Origin of the sequence: Sphingomonas trueperi (assembly GCF_040545965.1) — a bacterium.
GTDB classification, from domain to species: Bacteria; Pseudomonadota; Alphaproteobacteria; order Sphingomonadales; family Sphingomonadaceae; genus Sphingomonas; species Sphingomonas trueperi_C.
This window is the reverse complement of sequence record NZ_JBEPMV010000004.1, coordinates 21574-37178: the sequence shown is the minus strand read 5'-3', so window position 1 is coordinate 37178 and position 15605 is coordinate 21574. Positions and strand designations below refer to the sequence as shown.

The following is a 15605-nucleotide window of genomic DNA, read 5'->3' as shown; positions in this document are numbered from 1 at the left end:
CCCGGCTATACCGCGTCGCGGCTGATGGCGGCGGTGGAGGCTGGCGGCGGAGTCATCGCCACCATCACCCGCGCCACCTTCGCCGATCAGGCACGCACGCGCGCGGAAATCGCGATGGCGACGCACATCCTCTCCAGCATCCCGCCGGGCGAGGCCGATCCGGTGCTCGCTGCCTATGGCACCGATCTCGCGGCGAGCGGCAAATGGCTCGGCTATCTCTCCTCGACCGGCGTCTATGGCGATACCGGCGGGGGCTGGGTGGACGAGAGCGCGCCGCTGCGGGGGCGTCGTGGCGGCCGGGTCAAGGCGGATCTCGGCTGGGGGGCGCTGCCCAATGCGCATGTCTTCCGCCTGCCGGGCATCTATGGCCCCGAGCGCTCGGCGCTGGAGCGGATGGCGGCCGGAGCGACGCGCGTCTATTTCCCCGGCCAGGTGTTCAGCCGGGTGCATGTCGACGATCTCGTCGCCGGGGTGATCGCGGCGTTCGAAGGGCCGCCCGGCGCATACAACCTCGCCGACGATCTCCCCGCGCCCCAGGCCGAGGTGCTCGCCTACGCCGCCGAACTGCTGGGCATCGATCCCGGCCCGGCGGTGACGCCCGACGAAGTGGCGCTCAGCGCCGCCTCGCGTGCCTTTTATGCCGAGAACCGGCGGGTGGCGAACGGCAAGGCGAAGCGGCTGCTCGGCTGGCGACCGCGCTACGCCGATTACCGATTAGGCCTGCGCGCCCTCAAGGCCAGCACCAGCCCGACCAGCACCAGCACGCCGCCGCCCACCGCCAGCAGCGACCAGCGATAGCCCTCGAACAGCGTCGACAGCAGCATCGCGATCACCGGGATCAGCACGCTGGTGTACGCCGCCTTGGCCGGGCCGATGGTGCGGATCAGCTGGAAATAGATGGTGAAGGTGATCGAGGAGCCGATCACGCCGAGATAGACGATGCCGAGCAGATAGGCCGGCCGCGTCTCGATCACCGGCGGCCCAACCGTGGCGAGCGCGAAGCTCGCATCGAGCGCCGACCCGATCAGCATCGCCCAGCCCAGGGTGGTCGCCATCGGATAGGCCTTGGCGGTGCCGGTCGCCTGCATGACGTTGGCGACCGAGGCGGAGAGCACGCCCGCCAGCGCGATGCCGATGCCGAGCAGCGCCTCGTGCGGGCCGACGGGGTTGAGCCGTGCCTCGTGGAGGAACAGCAGCGCCACGCCGGCCATCGCGACGATCGAGCCGATCAGAAGCTGCCGCCCCATCTTCTGGCCGAGGAAGATGCGCGCCAGGATCGCATTGGGCACGAGCAGCAGCGCGTAGACCACCGCGACCACCCCTGAGGTGACGTGCGATTCCGCGCGGTAGACGAAGTTGAAGTTGAGCACGAACTGCGCGAGCCCGAGACAGGCGGCGAAGGCGAAGCCGCGCGCATCGAGCAGCAGCCGGTCGCGCCGGAACGTCGCCCAGAGAAGCGTCGTCACCCCGGCGACGAGGAAGCGATAGCTTACCGACCAGCTGGGCGGCACCACTGCCAGCTGGTCCTTGATGACGAGCCAGGTCGAGCCCCAGATCAGCGTCACCAGCAGGAAGGGGATCAGCACGGTGATCCGCGCCGAGCGCGGCAGGGCCGGTGCCCCGATCACAGCGCCGCGATCGCCTGGGCCAGCGGGCGGATCGCATCTTCCGCCTGGTCCCAGCTGGTGACGAGGCGGACTTCGCCCTCGGCCCAGTCGTAGAAGTCGAAGCCCAGCGCGCGCAGACCCGCTGCTTCGGCGGGGTTCGCCTTCAGGAACACCTCGTTCGCCTGCACCGGGTGGACCAACCGGTCGCCCGCCGCCTCGGCCAGCAGTCGCGCACCGGCGTTGGCGGCGCGAGCATTGGCGAGCCAGACGTCGTTCTCCAGCATCGCCAGCAGCTGTGCGGCGAGATAGCGACCCTTGGAGAAGAGCAGTCCGGCGCGCTTGCGGCGGTACAGCGTCACGTCGGCCAGTTCGGGCCGGAAGAACACCAGCGCCTCGGCGCTCATGCCGCCATTCTTGACGAAGCCGAAGCTCAGCGCGTCGACGCCTGCCCGCCAGGTCACGTCGCCTGGATGACAGCCGAGATGCGCCACGGCATTGGCGAAGCGCGCGCCGTCCATGTGCAGGCCCAGCTTGCGGGCCTTGGCGAGGTCGCCGATCGCCGCGACTTCGTCGGGCGTATAGACCAGGCCATATTCGGTGGCGTTGGTGATCGAGATCGCGTGCGGCTGCACCTGATGGACGTCGTTGCGGATCGGATCGATCACGGCGTGGATCGCCTCGGGCGTCAGCTTGGCGCCGGGGCCGGTGGCGGTCAGTAGCTTGGCGCCGTGCGTGTAGAATTCGGGCGCGCCGCCCTCGTCGCAATTGATGTGCGCGTCGCGGTGGCAGACGATGCCGCCATGCGGCGGGCACAGCGCGGTCAGCGCCAGGCAGTTCGCCGCAGTGCCAGTAGGCACCCACAGCGTGCGCACCTGGGTGCCGAACAGGTCGGAAAAGGCGCCGTCGAGCCGCTTCGACCAGGCATCGCCGTCATAGGCGGTATCAAGCGTGTTGGCGTCGACCAGTGCCTGGAGCACGGGCGGGCAGACGGCGGCGGCATTGTCCGAAAAGAAGCGCATGGCCAGACCCTTGCGGCCTGGCACACGCCCGGTCAACGGTCTGTTACGGCGCCCGGCGCAGCGGCTGGGCTTCGCAGAGGATCAGCGCGAACCAGTCCTTGTCGTCGGTCCATTGCTCGATCGGGGTCCAGCCGCCCGAACGGAGCAGCTGGCGCGCGCCGTTGGGGCCGTATTTGTGGCTGTTCTCGGTGTGGATCGTCTCGCCCGCCGCCATCGTGAAGGGGCGGCCGTCGACGGTGAAGTCGACGTCGCGCTGCGCCTCCAGATGCATTTCGATCCGGGCATAGTCGGCGTTCCAGATCGCGCGGTGGCGGAAGGCGTCGAGCGGGATCGTGCCGTCGAGCTCGCGGTTGATCCGGGTCAGCAGGTTGAGGTTGAACGCCGCGGTCACCCCCGCCGCATCGTCATAGGCGGGGACGAGGATCTCGGGCGACTTGACACGGTCCATGCCGATCAGCAGCCGCGCGCCCTCGCCGAGCCATTCGCGCATCGCGCGCAGCAGGTCGACCGCGTGCCACGCGTTCATGTTGCCGATCGTCGAGCCGGGGAAGAAGCCGAGCTTAGGCATCTTCGACACCTGCTCAGGCAGCGGCACCGGCCGCAGGAAGTCCGCCTCGACCGGGTAGACCGGCAGGCCCGGGAATGCCTGGGAAAGCTGCGATGCCGAATGACGCAGGAACTCGCCCGAGATGTCGATCGGTACATAGGCGGCCGGCTCGATCGCGCGGAGCAGCCGCGGCGTCTTCACCGAGGAGCCGGAGCCGAATTCCACTACCGCTGCATTGGGCGCGGCAAGGTCGCCGAGATCGCCGGCGATCGATTCGAGCAGCGCCGTCTCGGTGCGGGTCGGGTAATATTCGGGGAGCTCGGTGATCTCCTCGAACAGCTCCGAGCCGCGGCGGTCGTAGAACCAGCGCGCCGGGATCGCGCGCGGGCTGGCGGCGAGGCCGGTCAGCACATCGGCGCGGAAATGGGGGTCGGCAAGGCTGGCCTGGCCGTCTTCGAGTTCCTGCTTGAGCATCAGAGGTCCTTCGCCAGACGTACGCCGGTGAACTGCCAGCGCTGGTGGGGATAAAAGAAATTGCGGTAGCTGGCGCGGACATGGCCGCGCGGGGTGGCGCAGCTGCCGCCGCGCAGCACGAACTGCCCGCTCATGAACTTGCCGTTATATTCGCCAACCGCACCCTCGGCGGTGCGGAAGCCAGGATAGGGGCGATAGGCGCTGCCGGTCCATTCCCACACGTCGCCGAACCAGGCGGGGCCGCCGGTGGACGGACGCGGCTCGACCGGGCCGGCGGCATCGAGCTGGTTGCCGCCCAGCGGATCGGCGCTCGCTGCTGCGGCTTCCCATTCGAACTCGGTCGGCAGCCGGGCGCCGGCCCAGCTGGCATAGGCATCGGCCTCGAAGAAGCTGACATGGGTGACCGGCGCGGCCGGATCGATCGGGCGGCGGCCGTCGAGTCCGAAGCGGGTCCAGACGCCGTCAATGTCCGCCCAATAGAGCGGCGCGGCGATGCGGTTGGCCTGCACCCAGGCCCATCCGTCCGACAGCCAGTGGCGCGGATCGGCATAGCCGCCATCGGCGATGAACGCCGCCCATTCGCCGTTGGTGACCGTGCGATCTGCCAGTGCATGCGGGTGAAGAAGGGTGGGGTGGCGCGGCGTCTCGCAATCGAAGGCGAAGCCCGCCAGATCCTCGGGCATATCGATGCCCGCGCTGGCCTGGCCTGTCGCGCCTTCGATCCAGCCGATCGGTCCGGGCATTGCTACCGGGACCTTGGCGGCGCCGGGCCACATCGCGGGCTCGAGCGGGTTGGCCGAGAAATGGTGGAGAATGTCGGTGAGCAGCAGTTCCTGGTGCTGCTGTTCGTGCTGGCAGCCGAGCGCGATCAGCGTCAGCGCCTCGGGCGGCAAGGTCGGCATCGCCGCGACGATCGCCGCATCCACCGCGGCGCGATAGGCGTGGACCTCGTCCAGCGTCGGGCGCGAGAGCATGCCGCGGCGGGGGCGGGCGTGGCGCTGCCCCTCGGCTTCGTAATAGCTGTTGAACAGGAAGGGCCAGCGTTCGTCGAACAGCCGATAGCCGGGCACATGATCGCGCAGCACGAAGGTCTCGAAGAACCAGGTCGTGTGCGCGAGATGCCACTTGGCCGGGGACGCGTCGTCCATCGACTGGAGTGTCGCATCGGCATCGGAGAGCGGTGCCACCAGCGCGGTGCTGAGCGCGCGAACGCCCGCGAACTGCGTCGCCAAGGCGTCCGGGGTGGCGGCATTGGCGGGCATCGTTCGCATTCTGTTCTCCTACCGCAGGCCGGTTGCGGGGGCAACCCATACGGAGGGATGCGCGCAGAACGGGCTATTGGTTACGAGGTCCCCCAGGGACCCACAAAACGTCCGCCGCACCCTTTTGGTTCATGGTGCGGGCGGCCACGAACAAAAAATCTGAAAGTCTATTGAGATAGACAAGCGCGTTGCTGCTCAGCGTGCCCTGGTCGTTGGCGGCGACCGCGGCGCGCTCAGCACGGCGGGTGATCGCGCGGGCAAGGTGGATCGCCGCCGCCGCCGGGCTGCCGCCGGGCAGCACGAAGCTGTTGAGCGGTTGGAGATCGTCGTTGAGCGTGTCGATCGCAGCCTCCAGCCATTCGATCTGCTCCGGCGTGATCCGCAGCGCGCCCTCCCGCTCGCCCGGCGTGGCGAGATCGGCGCCGAGATCGAACAGGTCGTTCTGGATGCGGGCGAGCGTCGCGTCGAGCGGATCGCCGGCAGCCAGCGTGGTGCGCGCGACGCCGATTGCGCTGTTCGCCTCGTCGACATCGCCGATCGTCTCCATCCGGGCCGAAGCCTTGGAAACGCGCGAGCCGTCCGCCAGCCCAGTGGTGCCGGCGTCGCCGGTGCGAGTGTAGATCTTGTTGAGCTTGACCATGGGCCGGGAAGGTAAGGCGTATGCGGGGCTTGGGCTAGGGGCTTGAGGGGAAGCGACGGAACCCCTTGAAAGCGCGACCGTTCGAAGGACCTGCTTCGTCTGGGGAGACGTCCCGTGCCCGATCCCGTACCGCTTCGCACCCGATCCTATGGCCTGCCCTTGCACCCGATCGTGCTCGGCCTGCCCTTTGTCTGCTTCTTCGCGGGCATGATCACCGACATCGCCTATTTCCGGACCTATGACATCGCCTGGAAGAATTTCTCCGACTGGCTGATCGCCGGGGGCATGGTGCTGGGCGCGCTTGGCGCGATCGTCGGCATCGTCGACCTGCTGCGGCCGGCAGTGCGGGCGAATCGGCTGCTCACCCCCTATGCGATCGCCTATGCCGTCGCCATGGTGTTGGCGCTGCTCAACAATTTCATCCACAGCCGCGATGCGTACGGCGCGATGCCGGCCGGGCTGATCCTGTCGGTGCTGACCGTCCTCATCCTCACCGGCGCCTCGGCGCTGGGTGCGATCCTGCTGCGCCAAAGCCTGTTCGGAAGGATCCGCTGATGCGTGCACTGCTTCTCGCCGCGAGCGCCACGCTCGCGCTCGCCGGCTGCGCCAGCAAGGGCGGCGATACCAGCCAGCAGATCGGCGGCGATCCCAAGCTGCCGGACATCCAGCAATATCTCGTGCCGCCGATGCACGTGGTGCCGCCCGCCCCCTGGGGCAGCGGCAAACCCAAGGTGCCGGCAGGCATGAAGGTCCAGGCCTTCGCCACCGGGCTGGCGAAGCCGCGCTCGGTCTACACGCTGCCCAATGGAGACGTGCTGGTCGTCGAGACCGACGGCCCGTCCGAGCCGATCCATCGCCCCAAGGACGTGGTGATGAACCTGATCCAGGCGCACGCCCATGGCGGCGGCAAGGCAGGCATGGACATCATCCTGCTACGCGACGCCAACGGCGACGGTGTGCCCGAGCTCAAGACCAAATTCATCACCGGCCTCAACTCGCCCTTCGGCGTGGCGCTGGTCGGCGGCGACCTCTACGTCGCCAATACCGACGCGATCCTGCGCTTCCCCTACCAGACTGGGCAGACCAGCATCACCGCGGCGGGCACCAAGCTGGTCGACCTGCCCGGCGGCCCGATCGACCATCACTGGACCAAGAGCCTGGTCGCCAGCCCCGACGGCACCAAGCTGTACGTGGGCGTGGGCTCGAACAGTAACATCACCGAGAACGGCATGGACGCCGAGCGCGGCCGCGCCGCGATCTGGGAAGTCGATCGCGCGAGCGGCGCCTATCGGCTCTACGGCACCGGCCTGCGCAACCCCAATGGCCTGCAGTTCGAGCCGCTGACCAACGTGCTGTGGACCGTGGTCAACGAGCGCGACGAGCTGGGACCGGACCTAGTGCCGGATTACCTCACCTCTGTGCGCGACGGCGGCTTTTATGGCTGGCCGTACAGCTATTGGGGCCAGCATGTCGATCCGCGGGTGAAGCCGCAGCGGCCGGACCTCGTCGCCAAGGCGATCAAGCCGGACTATGGCCTCAGCAGCCATGTCGCGCCGCTGGGCATGGTGTTCGCCGCCAATGCCGCGAGCCTGCCCGCGCAATGGCGCTCGGGCGCGTTCATCGGCGAGCATGGCAGCTGGGATCGCGGCCATCTCAACGGCTACAAGGTGATCTACGTGCCGTTCGCCGAAGGTCGCCCCTCGGGCAAGGCGGTCGACGTGGTGACCGGCTTCGTCGAGGGCGAGAAGGCGCATGGCCGCCCGGTCGGGCTGGGGCTCGACAAGACCGGCGCGCTGCTGATTGCCGACGATCTCGGCAACACCGTGTGGCGGGTCAGCGGCGGGTAAGCGTTAGGTTCCAGCGCACTTGCCAAACCGTCATCCCGGCGAAAGCCGGGATCCAGTCGCCTCACGGTTTCGGCTCAAGCCGGAACGTCCTGGCAAATGGATCCCGGCTTCCGCCGGGATGACGCCTTTGGGTAAAGGGCCCGCTTCAGCTCTTGGCGGAGGCGATCAGCAGGATCAGCGCGGCGACGCCGATCGCCACTGCCTGGAACAGGATGCGCTTCTGCATCAGCTTGTTCGATCGCAGCGCGCGCTGGCTGGGGCCGTCGCCCTCCAAGTCCTGCGTGGTGGTGCCGGCCATATTGACCAGCCCCTTGATGAGGAAGAACAGCGTCGCCAGGACCGCTGCGAGGAACAGGATCGCGAGGAACAACATCGCGGTACCCTACGCCTGGATCGGGCCGAAGCCAATCGGTACTTCCCCTTTGCGCAGTTTGTCGGAAAGCGCGCGGCCATCCTCGCCTGCCAGCCGCAGCGATTCCAGCGTGGGGGCGCCGTGCCGCTTGGCGAGGCGCTGGCCGTCCGGGCCGGCGAGCAGCGCGTGATGGCGGTATTCCGGCGTCGGCAGGTCGAGCAGTGCCTGGAGCAGGCGGTGGACATGCGTGGCGGCGAACAGGTCGGCACCGCGCACGACATGGCTGATGCCCTGCGCCGCATCGTCCACCGTGACGGCAAGGTGATAGCTGGCCGGTGCATCCTTGCGGGCGAGGATCACGTCGCCATGGCTCAGCGGATCGGCGGTGACCGTGGCGGCATGGGCGTCGTGCCAGGTGAGCGGCCCGGCCCGCTCGGCCGCCTTCGCCATGTCGATCCGCCAGCTATGCGGGCGCGTGAGGTCGGGATCGACCAAGCCGCGGCAGGTGCCGGGGTAGAGCGGGCCGTCGGGTCCATGCGGCGCGGAGAGACTCGCGGCGATGTCGGCGCGGGTGCAGAAACAGGGGTAGAGCAGCCCCATCGTCCGCAGCCGGTCGAGCGCTTCCTGGTACAGCCCCAGTCGCTGCGACTGGAAGGTCGGCGCTTCGTCCCATTGCAGCCCCAGCCAGTCGAGATCGGCGAGGATCGCTGCAACATGCTCGGGCCGCGATCGCGTTCCGTCGATATCCTCGATGCGCAGGGTGAAACGACCGCCTGCGCCCCGCGCAAAGTCGTGCGCCTGCAGGGCGGAATAGGCATGGCCGAGATGGAGTCGACCGGTGGGGCTGGGGGCAAATCGGGTGTGGATATTCATGAATGTGGCTCTTGACCGTGAGTCGCGGCATATGCTGTCATGCGGGCGTCACGCTTCTGCGCAAGAGGCGAGGCACCGAAATCGAGGGTGAGGTTCTTGCATGTACCATCCCGATCTGATCCGCCATCCGGATGGGTGCCCGGCGCTCGTGCTGAACGCCGACTACACACCGTTGAGCTATTATCCCCTCAGCGTGTGGCCCTGGCAGACGGCAATCAAGGCGATCTTTCTCGAACGCGTCGACGTCGTCTCCTATTATGAACGCGAGGTGCGAAGTCCCAGCGCGGTGCTGAAGCTTCCTTCGGTCATCGCGCTCAAACAATATGTACGGCCTTCGCAATTCCCCGCCTTCACCCGGTTCAATCTGTTCCTTCGCGACAAGTTCGCCTGCCAATATTGCGGATCGCACCGGGATCTCACCTTCGACCATGTCATTCCCCGCGCCCAGGGCGGCCGCACCACCTGGGAAAATGTCGCTACCGCCTGCGCCCCCTGCAACCTCAAAAAGGGTGGCCGCACTCCCCAGCAGGCCGGCATGCCGCTCTACATCCAACCGATTAGGCCGACGAGCTGGCAGCTCCAGGAACATGGCCGCCGCTTCCCGCCCAACCATCTCCACGATACCTGGCGTGACTGGCTCTATTGGGACATCGAGCTGGAGGCCTGAGCAACCGCCCTTGCGCAAAATCCCTGTGTGTTATTGCGATAACACAGATAGTCGGCTAAGGCGGAGGTATGGCGCGCGAGCCCGGTATCCCTGACAGTCGATTTCCGTTGCGGCGCGATGGCGCCGACGACGATGTGGTGCAACCCCAGGGCTGGCGTCCGCAGGGCCGGCGCGACAAGCGCGAGCCGATCTGGCGGCCCGGCATGGGGGCGGGGGAAAGCGCCGCGCCGCACGAGCCTTATCGCGGCGGCTATGGCGCAGGCGGCGGCTTCGATGGCGGCGACGACCTGCCGCCCGCCACATCGGGAAGGCGCCGCATTCGCTGGGGCCGCTGGATCGTCCGCGGGCTCGCCGTATGCATCCTGCTGTTCATCGCCGCGGTCGCCTGGCTGGCGATCACCGCGCCGCTTTCCAAGTCGCTGCGGCCGCCCGCGCCGCCATCGATCACGCTGCTCGCCTCTGACGGCACGCCGATTGCGCGACGCGGGGCGGTGATCGGCAAGCCGGTCGACGTATCCAAGCTGCCCGACCATGTCGCGCAGGCCTTCATCGCGATCGAGGACCGGCGCTTCTACAGCCATTGGGGCGTCGATCCGCGCGGCATCGCGCGCGCGGCGTTCCACAACGTCAGCTCGGGCGGGGGATCGCAGGGCGGCAGCACGATCACCCAGCAGCTCGCCAAGAACGCGTTCCTCAACTCCCGCCGCACCTTCGGGCGCAAGGCGCAGGAAGTGCTGATCGCCTTCTGGCTGGAGGCCTGGCTGAGCAAGGACGAGATCCTCTCGCGCTATCTCTCGAACGTCTATTTCGGCGACAACGTCTACGGCCTGCGCGCCGCCGCTCAGCATTATTTCTCGACCACGCCCGAGCATCTGACGCTGAGCCAGGCGACCCTGCTCGCCGGCCTGGTCAAGGCGCCGAGCCGGCTGGCGCCGACCGGCAATCTCGACGGTGCCCGCGAGCGCCAGCGGCTGGTGATCGGCGCGATGCAGGAGGCCGGATTCATCACCGAGGCCGAGGCGCGCCGCGTTCGCCCGGCGGTGCTCCACGTCCAGGACAGCGACGAGACCCTGCCTAACGGCACTTATTTCGCCGACTGGGTGCTCCCCGAAGCCCGCGACCGCGCGGGCGGCGTCGCCACCGAGCAGACCGTGACGACCACGCTCGACATGCGGCTGCAGACCGCGGCCGAGCGGGTAATCAAGGCCTCGGGGCTCGGCAAGGCCCAGGTAGCGCTCGTCGCGATGCGACCCGACGGCCGCGTCGTCGCGATGGTCGGCGGTCGCAACTATGCCGCCAGCCCGTTCAACCGCGCTACCCAGGCGCGGCGCCAGCCGGGCTCGGCGTTCAAGCTTTTCGTGTATCTCGCCGCGCTCCGATCGGGAATGACGCCAGACACGATGGTCGACGATACGCCGGTGCAGATCGGCGACTGGAAGCCTTCGAACAGCGATGGCCGCTATGCTGGCCGCATCACCCTGCGCCAGGCGATGGCCAAGTCGAGCAATGTCGTCGCGGCGCGGCTGATCCAGAAGCTGGGCGTCGGGCGGGTGACCCAGGCGGCGCGCGACCTCGGCATCTCGACCCCACTCGGCAACGACGCCTCGATCGCGCTCGGCACCTCGACCGGCTCGCTGCTCGAACTGACCGCGGCCTATGCGGCGGTGGCGAACGGCAGCTATCCGGTCCGCCCGCGCGGGCTGGACGAGGAGGAGTCGGCCGACGACTGGCTGGCGCGCCGGCTGGGCGGGCCGAGCCGCTTCGACGAACGGTTGCTCGAGGATCTGCGCTCGATGCTGGGCACGGTGGTCCAATCGGGCACCGCCCGGTCGGCGGCGCTGCCGGTGCCGGCGTTCGGCAAGACCGGCACCACGCAGGACGGGCGCGACGCGCTGTTCGTCGGCTGGGCGGGCGACCTCGTCGTCGGCGTGTGGATCGGCAATGACGACAACAGCCCGGTGTCGGGTGCCTATGGTGGCGGGCTGCCCGCGCATATCTGGCGCGACTTCATGGTCCGCGCGCTCGGCCTGACCCTGCCGCCGGCGCCGGTGGAGGAAGACAATGCGATCGACGAGAACGCGATCGGGCTGGACGAAGTGCTGAACGGGACGGGCGTCCAGGTCGACCAAGACGGCGTGCAGCTGGATCTCGGCCGGGTGCGCGAACTGGTACCTGAAGGCGAGGCGCGCGACGCGATCCCGCGCAACGTGCGGATCCCGGTGCCCGGCAGTGACGCCGACCGCCGTCGCCGCGACGCCCCGCGCGAGGACCCCGACGGCGAGGAGTGACGCAGCTCAGCGGCGGCGCACCTCGGCGCGCCAGACGGTGAGCCAGTTGGCCGAGCCGCGGCACTCGTCCATCCGCGTTGCCTCGGTCAGGCGGAAGCTGCTGCCGTCCCAGACATAGCTGGCGCCTTCCCCGCAATCGCCGATCCCGCGGCCCTTGCCGTGGGTGGAGAGGGTGCCGCTGCTCGGGTCCCAATCCGTGTTGATCAGATCCGTGTCGTAGTCGAAGCTGGCCTCCGTTGCCTTGCCGTCCCGCACCACATAGGCCGCGCTCGTGAGGTTATAGGCGCCCGATCCGCAGGCGAGCAGCACCAAGGTCGCGCCGCCACCCAGCGCATCGATCTCCGGCTCCGGCTGGGGAAGCGCCTCGGCATAGTTCTCGCCGCAGCCGGATTCCTTGTTCAGCCGGGCGATCAGTGTGGGGCTAACGGCGGCCGCTCCGCCAGTTGGCGCGATTGCGGGAACAACCGGAAGGGGTGCCTCGGCAGGCACCATGCTCGCCGGCTTGGGTCCCCGCGCAACTATCGCCGTCACGCCGCCCGCCCGGCCCTGCCGCGCGTCGATGAAGCGCAGCGCCGCCGATGCGCCCGCCAAGGAGATGTCGCCGGTCTTCTCGCCCGCCCCTGCAACGATTCGTGCAGCATGGCCATTGGCAAGCACCGTTGCTAGGCGCTGCGCCGCAACGCCGCTGAACTCTAACGTTCCCTGCCGAACCCTGCCGCCTTCGACGCGTGCGCCGTCGATGGTGAGGGAGGGTGCGCCCTTGGCATCTTCGGGGGGCCAGACGGTGATCGACACTTCCCCCGCCGGTCCCGGCTCGCGGACCAGCGAAAGTTCGGCGCCATTGGGCTCGGTTTCGCCGTCTGCTGGGAGCAGCGAGGTCATCTCGCAGCGGCGGACATTGTCGCAGGCTACCGCCCAGTCGCCGAAGGATTCGAACGGGCCGGGCGCGACCTGCGCGGCGAAGGCGGTTGCAAGGGCAAGCAGGAACATGGCGCGCACGCTAGCGAAGCCGCGCCGGCTTGCGTAGTAGGGCGGCAACAGAGTTTCAGGAGACGGACATGAAGACGGTAGGCGTGATCGGTGCGGGCCAGATGGGGGCGGGTATTGCCCAGGTGTCGGCGCAGGCGGGCTATGCCGTGCTGCTCTCCGACGTCGACCAGGCGCGTGCCGAGGCCGGCAAGGCGGGCATCGGCAAGCAGCTCGCCCGCGCGGTCGAGAAGGAAAAAATCACTGCCGCCGATGCGGAAGCAGCGCTTGGACGGATCACGCCGATCGGCGACCTCGCCGCGATGGGCCCTTGCGACCTCGTCATCGAAGCAGCGACCGAGCGGGAGGCGATCAAGCGCCAGATCTTCGAAACCGTCGGCAAGGCGCTCGGCAGCGAGGCGATCCTGGCGAGCAACACCTCGTCGATCCCGATTACCCGGCTGGCCCAGGCGGCACCCGATCCGGCGCGCTTCATGGGCGTGCACTTCTTCAATCCGGTGCCGGTGATGGGCCTGATCGAGCTGATCCGCGGCCTCGCCACCAGCGACGCGACGGTCGCGGCGGTGGAGGCGTTCGGCCAGTCGCTCGGCAAGCGGATCGTGCACGCCAACGACGCGCCGGGCTTCATCGTCAACCGCGTGCTGATGCCGATGCTCAACGAGGCGTGCTTCGCGCTGGGGGAGGGCGTGGCGACGATCCCCGACATCGACGCGGCCTGCCAGCTCGGCCTCAACCACCCGATGGGGCCGTTCACGCTTGCCGACTTCATCGGGCTCGACACCTGCCTGGAGATCACCCGCGTGCTGTTCGAAGGCACCGGCGATCCCAAGTTCCGTCCCGCGCCGCTGCTGGTGAAGTATGTCGAAGCCGGCTGGTACGGCCGCAAGACCAAGCGCGGCTTCTACGACTATACCGGCGCCGAGCCCGTGCCGACGCGCTGACCCCTTCCCGCGGGAGCGGTGCGGTGCCGCTTCCGCTGACCCTCGGCACGGTGGAAACGACCCGCGGGGTTTCCAATACTCGGGCCGCGCGATAGCGAGCGGCATGCATCTCACCGTCGAAGCGATCTCCTTTCTGCTGCTCATCGCCTTCCTGGCCGGCGGCATTGATGCGCTGGCAGGCGGGGGCGGGCTGTTGACGATCCCTGCGCTGATGGCCGCCGGCGTCCCGCCGGTCGCGGCGCTGGCGACCAACAAGCTGCAAAGTGCGCTCGGCACCGGATCGGCGGTGCTTGCCTTTTTCCGTGCGGGGCGGATCGACGTGCAGGCGTTCGCCTTGCCTGCGGCGGCCGCGTTCGCCGGGTCGGTGCTTGGCGCGACGATCGTCCAGCATGTCGACCCGAGCTTCCTCGCTGCCTTCGTGCCGATCCTGCTGATCGCGATGGGGTTCTACTTCCTGCTCGCGCCGAAGATGAGCGAGGAGGATCGCCACGCGCGGCTCGGGCGGATCGGGCTGACGCTGGTCTGTGGCGGCATCGGTTTCTACGACGGCTTTTTCGGCCCGGGGACGGGGTCCTTCCTGACCACCGCGCTGGTGGCCCTGGGCGGGCTTGGCCTGGTGCGCGCGATCGCGAACACGAAGTTCCTCAATCTGGCGACGAACATCGCCGGCCTGCTCGCGATGATCGCCGGCGGCAAGGTGCTGTGGCTGCTCGGCTTTACCATGGCTGCGGCAAATATCGCCGGCAACCAGGTCGGGGCCTGGCTGGCGATCCGCTTCGGCGGGCGGGGCGTGCGCCCGCTGCTGGTCGTGATGTCGTTCGCGCTGGTCGTGAAGCTGCTGGCGAACCCGACCAACCCGCTTTGGAAGTTCCTCCACGGATAGTCGGCGCGCCATCAGGCGCGCGGGTTACTCCGCCGCCTGTGCCGGCTCGGCGGCCGCTTCGATCTCGGCGGCCTTGGCTTCGACCAGCTTGACGATGTGATCGAGCATGTCGGCATCCTCGACCGTGTGGTCGGTCAGGCCGGACAGATAGACCATGTGCTTGCCGTTGCCGCCGCCGGTGAGGCCGATATCGGTCTCGCGCGCCTCCCCGGGGCCGTTGACCACACAGCCGAGTACCGAGAGCGACAGCGGCGTGCGGATGTGCTGGAGCCGTTCCTCCAGCGCCTGCACGGTGCGGATCACGTCGAAGCCCTGGCGCGCGCAGCTGGGGCAGGAGACGACCCGAACGCCGCGGTTGCGGATGCCGAGCGCCTTGAGGATCTCGAAGCCGACGCGGACCTCTTCCTCGGGCTCGGCCGAGAGGCTGACCCGGATGGTATCGCCGATGCCGAACCAGAGCAGCGAGCCGATGCCGATCGCCGATTTGACCGTGCCCCCGACGAAGCCACCCGCCTCGGTGATGCCCAGGTGCAGCGGGCAGTCGACCGCATCGGCCAGCTGCTGATAGGCGGCGACGGCGAGGAACACGTCGCTCGCCTTCACCGCCACCTTGAATTCGTGGAAGTCGCGGTCCTGCAGCAGCTTGATGTGATCGAGCGCGGATTCGACCAGCGCCTCCGGGCAGGGCTCGCCATACTTCTCGAGCAGGTCCTTTTCGAGGCTGCCGGCATTCACGCCGATGCGGATCGCCGCGCCATTGGCCCTGGCGGCGTTGACCACCTCGTTCACCCGGTCGGCCGAACCGATATTGCCGGGGTTGATGCGCAGGCAGGCGGCGCCGGCGTCGGCGGCTTCCAGCGCGCGCTTGTAGTGAAAATGGATGTCCGCTACGATCGGCACGCGCGCGGCGCGGACGATCTGCTTGAGTGCCGTCGTGCTTTCGACATCCGGGCAGGATACGCGGATGATGTCCGCACCGGCTTCCTCGCAGCGGCGGATCTGGTCGATCGTCGCCTTCACGTCGGACGTGGCGGTGTTGGTCATGGTCTGCACCGTCACCGGGGCATCGCCGCCAACGGGCACGTTGCCCACCATGATCTGACGGCTTTGCCGCCGGACGATATCGCGCCAGGGTCGTACGGACATGGGCGCCATATAGGCGCATCGGGGAGGCAGGGCTAGGGCGGATGGTATCCGCTGCCACCTTAGTGTTTTCTC

At 68.4% G+C, this 15605-nt stretch carries 16 protein-coding genes; 7 read left to right on the top strand and 9 right to left on the bottom strand.

Annotated elements, in window-relative coordinates:
- Window positions 1-24 precede the first annotated feature (24 nt).
- Window positions 25-798 (top strand): NAD(P)-dependent oxidoreductase, encoded by a 774-nt coding sequence (locus tag ABIC35_RS11755; protein ID WP_183049459.1) that lies wholly within the window; start codon window positions 25-27, stop codon window positions 796-798.
- Here ABIC35_RS11755 and ABIC35_RS11750 read toward each other — a convergent pair.
- The 5 genes from ABIC35_RS11750 to ABIC35_RS11730 all read right to left on the bottom strand — a co-directional run bounded on the left by ABIC35_RS11750 (window position 708) and on the right by ABIC35_RS11730 (window position 5549).
- Entirely contained in the window at window positions 708-1628 is a 921-nt protein-coding gene (locus ABIC35_RS11750; RefSeq protein ID WP_121072008.1) for a DMT family transporter, read from the bottom strand. The two genes, ABIC35_RS11755 and ABIC35_RS11750, sit on opposite strands and share 91 nt — an antisense overlap.
- Window positions 1625-2626, bottom strand: coding sequence for a threonine aldolase family protein (locus ABIC35_RS11745; RefSeq protein WP_121072006.1), 1002 nt, complete (start codon window positions 2624-2626; stop codon window positions 1625-1627). Before ABIC35_RS11745 ends, ABIC35_RS11750 begins: the two co-directional genes overlap by 4 nt.
- A gap of 43 nt (window positions 2627-2669) precedes the next feature.
- Window positions 2670-3647: an L-histidine N(alpha)-methyltransferase gene (egtD, locus tag ABIC35_RS11740; RefSeq protein WP_121072004.1), complete on the bottom strand. Its 978-nt coding sequence runs from the start codon at window positions 3645-3647 to the stop codon at window positions 2670-2672.
- On the bottom strand, window positions 3647-4918 hold the full coding sequence (gene egtB / locus ABIC35_RS11735) for an ergothioneine biosynthesis protein EgtB (RefSeq protein ID WP_436286777.1): 1272 nt from the start codon (window positions 4916-4918) through the stop codon (window positions 3647-3649). Before egtB ends, egtD begins: the two co-directional genes overlap by 1 nt.
- 64 nt (window positions 4919-4982) lie before the next feature.
- Window positions 4983-5549, bottom strand: a complete 567-nt coding sequence (locus ABIC35_RS11730) for a cob(I)yrinic acid a,c-diamide adenosyltransferase (protein WP_121072002.1) — start codon at window positions 5547-5549, stop codon at window positions 4983-4985.
- 114 nt (window positions 5550-5663) lie between these two features.
- Between ABIC35_RS11730 and ABIC35_RS11725 the strand changes: the two genes are divergently transcribed.
- The gene (locus ABIC35_RS11725; RefSeq protein WP_147425803.1) at window positions 5664-6104 is read left to right on the top strand and encodes a DUF2231 domain-containing protein; all 441 of its coding nucleotides are present in this window, start codon (window positions 5664-5666) and stop codon (window positions 6102-6104) included.
- The gene (locus ABIC35_RS11720) at window positions 6104-7396 is read left to right on the top strand and encodes a PQQ-dependent sugar dehydrogenase (protein WP_121071998.1); all 1293 of its coding nucleotides are present in this window, start codon (window positions 6104-6106) and stop codon (window positions 7394-7396) included. Before ABIC35_RS11725 ends, ABIC35_RS11720 begins: the two co-directional genes overlap by 1 nt.
- Before the next feature lie 145 nt (window positions 7397-7541).
- Here the strand turns inward: ABIC35_RS11720 and ABIC35_RS11715 are convergent, their stop codons facing one another.
- Both ABIC35_RS11715 and gluQRS read right to left on the bottom strand, forming a co-directional pair.
- Window positions 7542-7769: an HIG1 domain-containing protein gene (locus ABIC35_RS11715; RefSeq protein WP_093297005.1), complete on the bottom strand. Its 228-nt coding sequence runs from the start codon at window positions 7767-7769 to the stop codon at window positions 7542-7544.
- Window positions 7770-7778: 9 nt separating this feature from the next.
- Window positions 7779-8621 (bottom strand): tRNA glutamyl-Q(34) synthetase GluQRS, encoded by an 843-nt coding sequence (gene gluQRS, locus ABIC35_RS11710; RefSeq protein WP_121071996.1) that lies wholly within the window; start codon window positions 8619-8621, stop codon window positions 7779-7781.
- 100 nt (window positions 8622-8721) lie between these two features.
- Between gluQRS and ABIC35_RS11705 the strand changes: the two genes are divergently transcribed.
- A complete protein-coding gene (locus ABIC35_RS11705) occupies window positions 8722-9288 on the top strand; it encodes an HNH endonuclease (RefSeq protein WP_093297008.1) in 567 nt (188 codons plus the stop codon).
- 68 nt (window positions 9289-9356) lie between these two features.
- A complete protein-coding gene (locus tag ABIC35_RS11700) occupies window positions 9357-11576 on the top strand; it encodes a transglycosylase domain-containing protein (RefSeq protein ID WP_354278451.1) in 2220 nt (739 codons plus the stop codon).
- Between the two features lie 6 nt (window positions 11577-11582).
- Here the strand turns inward: ABIC35_RS11700 and ABIC35_RS11695 are convergent, their stop codons facing one another.
- A complete protein-coding gene (locus ABIC35_RS11695; protein WP_121071992.1) occupies window positions 11583-12566 on the bottom strand; it encodes a DUF1176 domain-containing protein in 984 nt (327 codons plus the stop codon).
- A gap of 68 nt (window positions 12567-12634) precedes the next feature.
- Between ABIC35_RS11695 and ABIC35_RS11690 the strand changes: the two genes are divergently transcribed.
- Both ABIC35_RS11690 and ABIC35_RS11685 read left to right on the top strand, forming a co-directional pair.
- Complete coding sequence (locus tag ABIC35_RS11690) at window positions 12635-13504, top strand: 3-hydroxyacyl-CoA dehydrogenase NAD-binding domain-containing protein (protein WP_121071990.1); 870 nt, start codon at window positions 12635-12637, stop codon at window positions 13502-13504.
- 103 nt (window positions 13505-13607) lie between these two features.
- A complete protein-coding gene (locus ABIC35_RS11685) occupies window positions 13608-14387 on the top strand; it encodes a TSUP family transporter (protein ID WP_121071987.1) in 780 nt (259 codons plus the stop codon).
- Window positions 14388-14411: 24 nt separating this feature from the next.
- On the opposite strand, the gene ispG is transcribed toward ABIC35_RS11685, so the two are convergent.
- Window positions 14412-15533 (bottom strand): flavodoxin-dependent (E)-4-hydroxy-3-methylbut-2-enyl-diphosphate synthase, encoded by a 1122-nt coding sequence (ispG, locus tag ABIC35_RS11680; protein WP_121078921.1) that lies wholly within the window; start codon window positions 15531-15533, stop codon window positions 14412-14414.
- Window positions 15534-15605 lie beyond the last annotated feature (72 nt).

What these genes read in the sequence shown, in the direction of transcription:
- ABIC35_RS11755 (WP_183049459.1), top strand. Translation starts at nt 25, where the DNA reads ATGGCGGCGGTGGAGGCTGGCGGCGGAGTCATCGCCACCATCACCCGC.
- ABIC35_RS11745 (WP_121072006.1), bottom strand. Translation starts at nt 2,626, where the DNA reads ATGCGCTTCTTTTCGGACAATGCCGCCGCCGTCTGCCCGCCCGTGCTC.
- egtD (WP_121072004.1), bottom strand. Translation starts at nt 3,647, where the DNA reads ATGCTCAAGCAGGAACTCGAAGACGGCCAGGCCAGCCTTGCCGACCCC.
- egtB (WP_436286777.1), bottom strand. Translation starts at nt 4,918, where the DNA reads ATGCGAACGATGCCCGCCAATGCCGCCACCCCGGACGCCTTGGCGACG.
- ABIC35_RS11730 (WP_121072002.1), bottom strand. Translation starts at nt 5,549, where the DNA reads ATGGTCAAGCTCAACAAGATCTACACTCGCACCGGCGACGCCGGCACC.
- ABIC35_RS11720 (WP_121071998.1), top strand. Translation starts at nt 6,104, where the DNA reads ATGCGTGCACTGCTTCTCGCCGCGAGCGCCACGCTCGCGCTCGCCGGC.
- ABIC35_RS11715 (WP_093297005.1), bottom strand. Translation starts at nt 7,769, where the DNA reads ATGTTGTTCCTCGCGATCCTGTTCCTCGCAGCGGTCCTGGCGACGCTG.
- gluQRS (WP_121071996.1), bottom strand. Translation starts at nt 8,621, where the DNA reads ATGAATATCCACACCCGATTTGCCCCCAGCCCCACCGGTCGACTCCAT.
- ABIC35_RS11705 (WP_093297008.1), top strand. Translation starts at nt 8,722, where the DNA reads ATGTACCATCCCGATCTGATCCGCCATCCGGATGGGTGCCCGGCGCTC.
- ABIC35_RS11700 (WP_354278451.1), top strand. Translation starts at nt 9,357, where the DNA reads ATGGCGCGCGAGCCCGGTATCCCTGACAGTCGATTTCCGTTGCGGCGC.
- ABIC35_RS11695 (WP_121071992.1), bottom strand. Translation starts at nt 12,566, where the DNA reads ATGTTCCTGCTTGCCCTTGCAACCGCCTTCGCCGCGCAGGTCGCGCCC.
- ABIC35_RS11690 (WP_121071990.1), top strand. Translation starts at nt 12,635, where the DNA reads ATGAAGACGGTAGGCGTGATCGGTGCGGGCCAGATGGGGGCGGGTATT.
- ABIC35_RS11685 (WP_121071987.1), top strand. Translation starts at nt 13,608, where the DNA reads ATGCATCTCACCGTCGAAGCGATCTCCTTTCTGCTGCTCATCGCCTTC.
- ispG (WP_121078921.1), bottom strand. Translation starts at nt 15,533, where the DNA reads ATGTCCGTACGACCCTGGCGCGATATCGTCCGGCGGCAAAGCCGTCAG.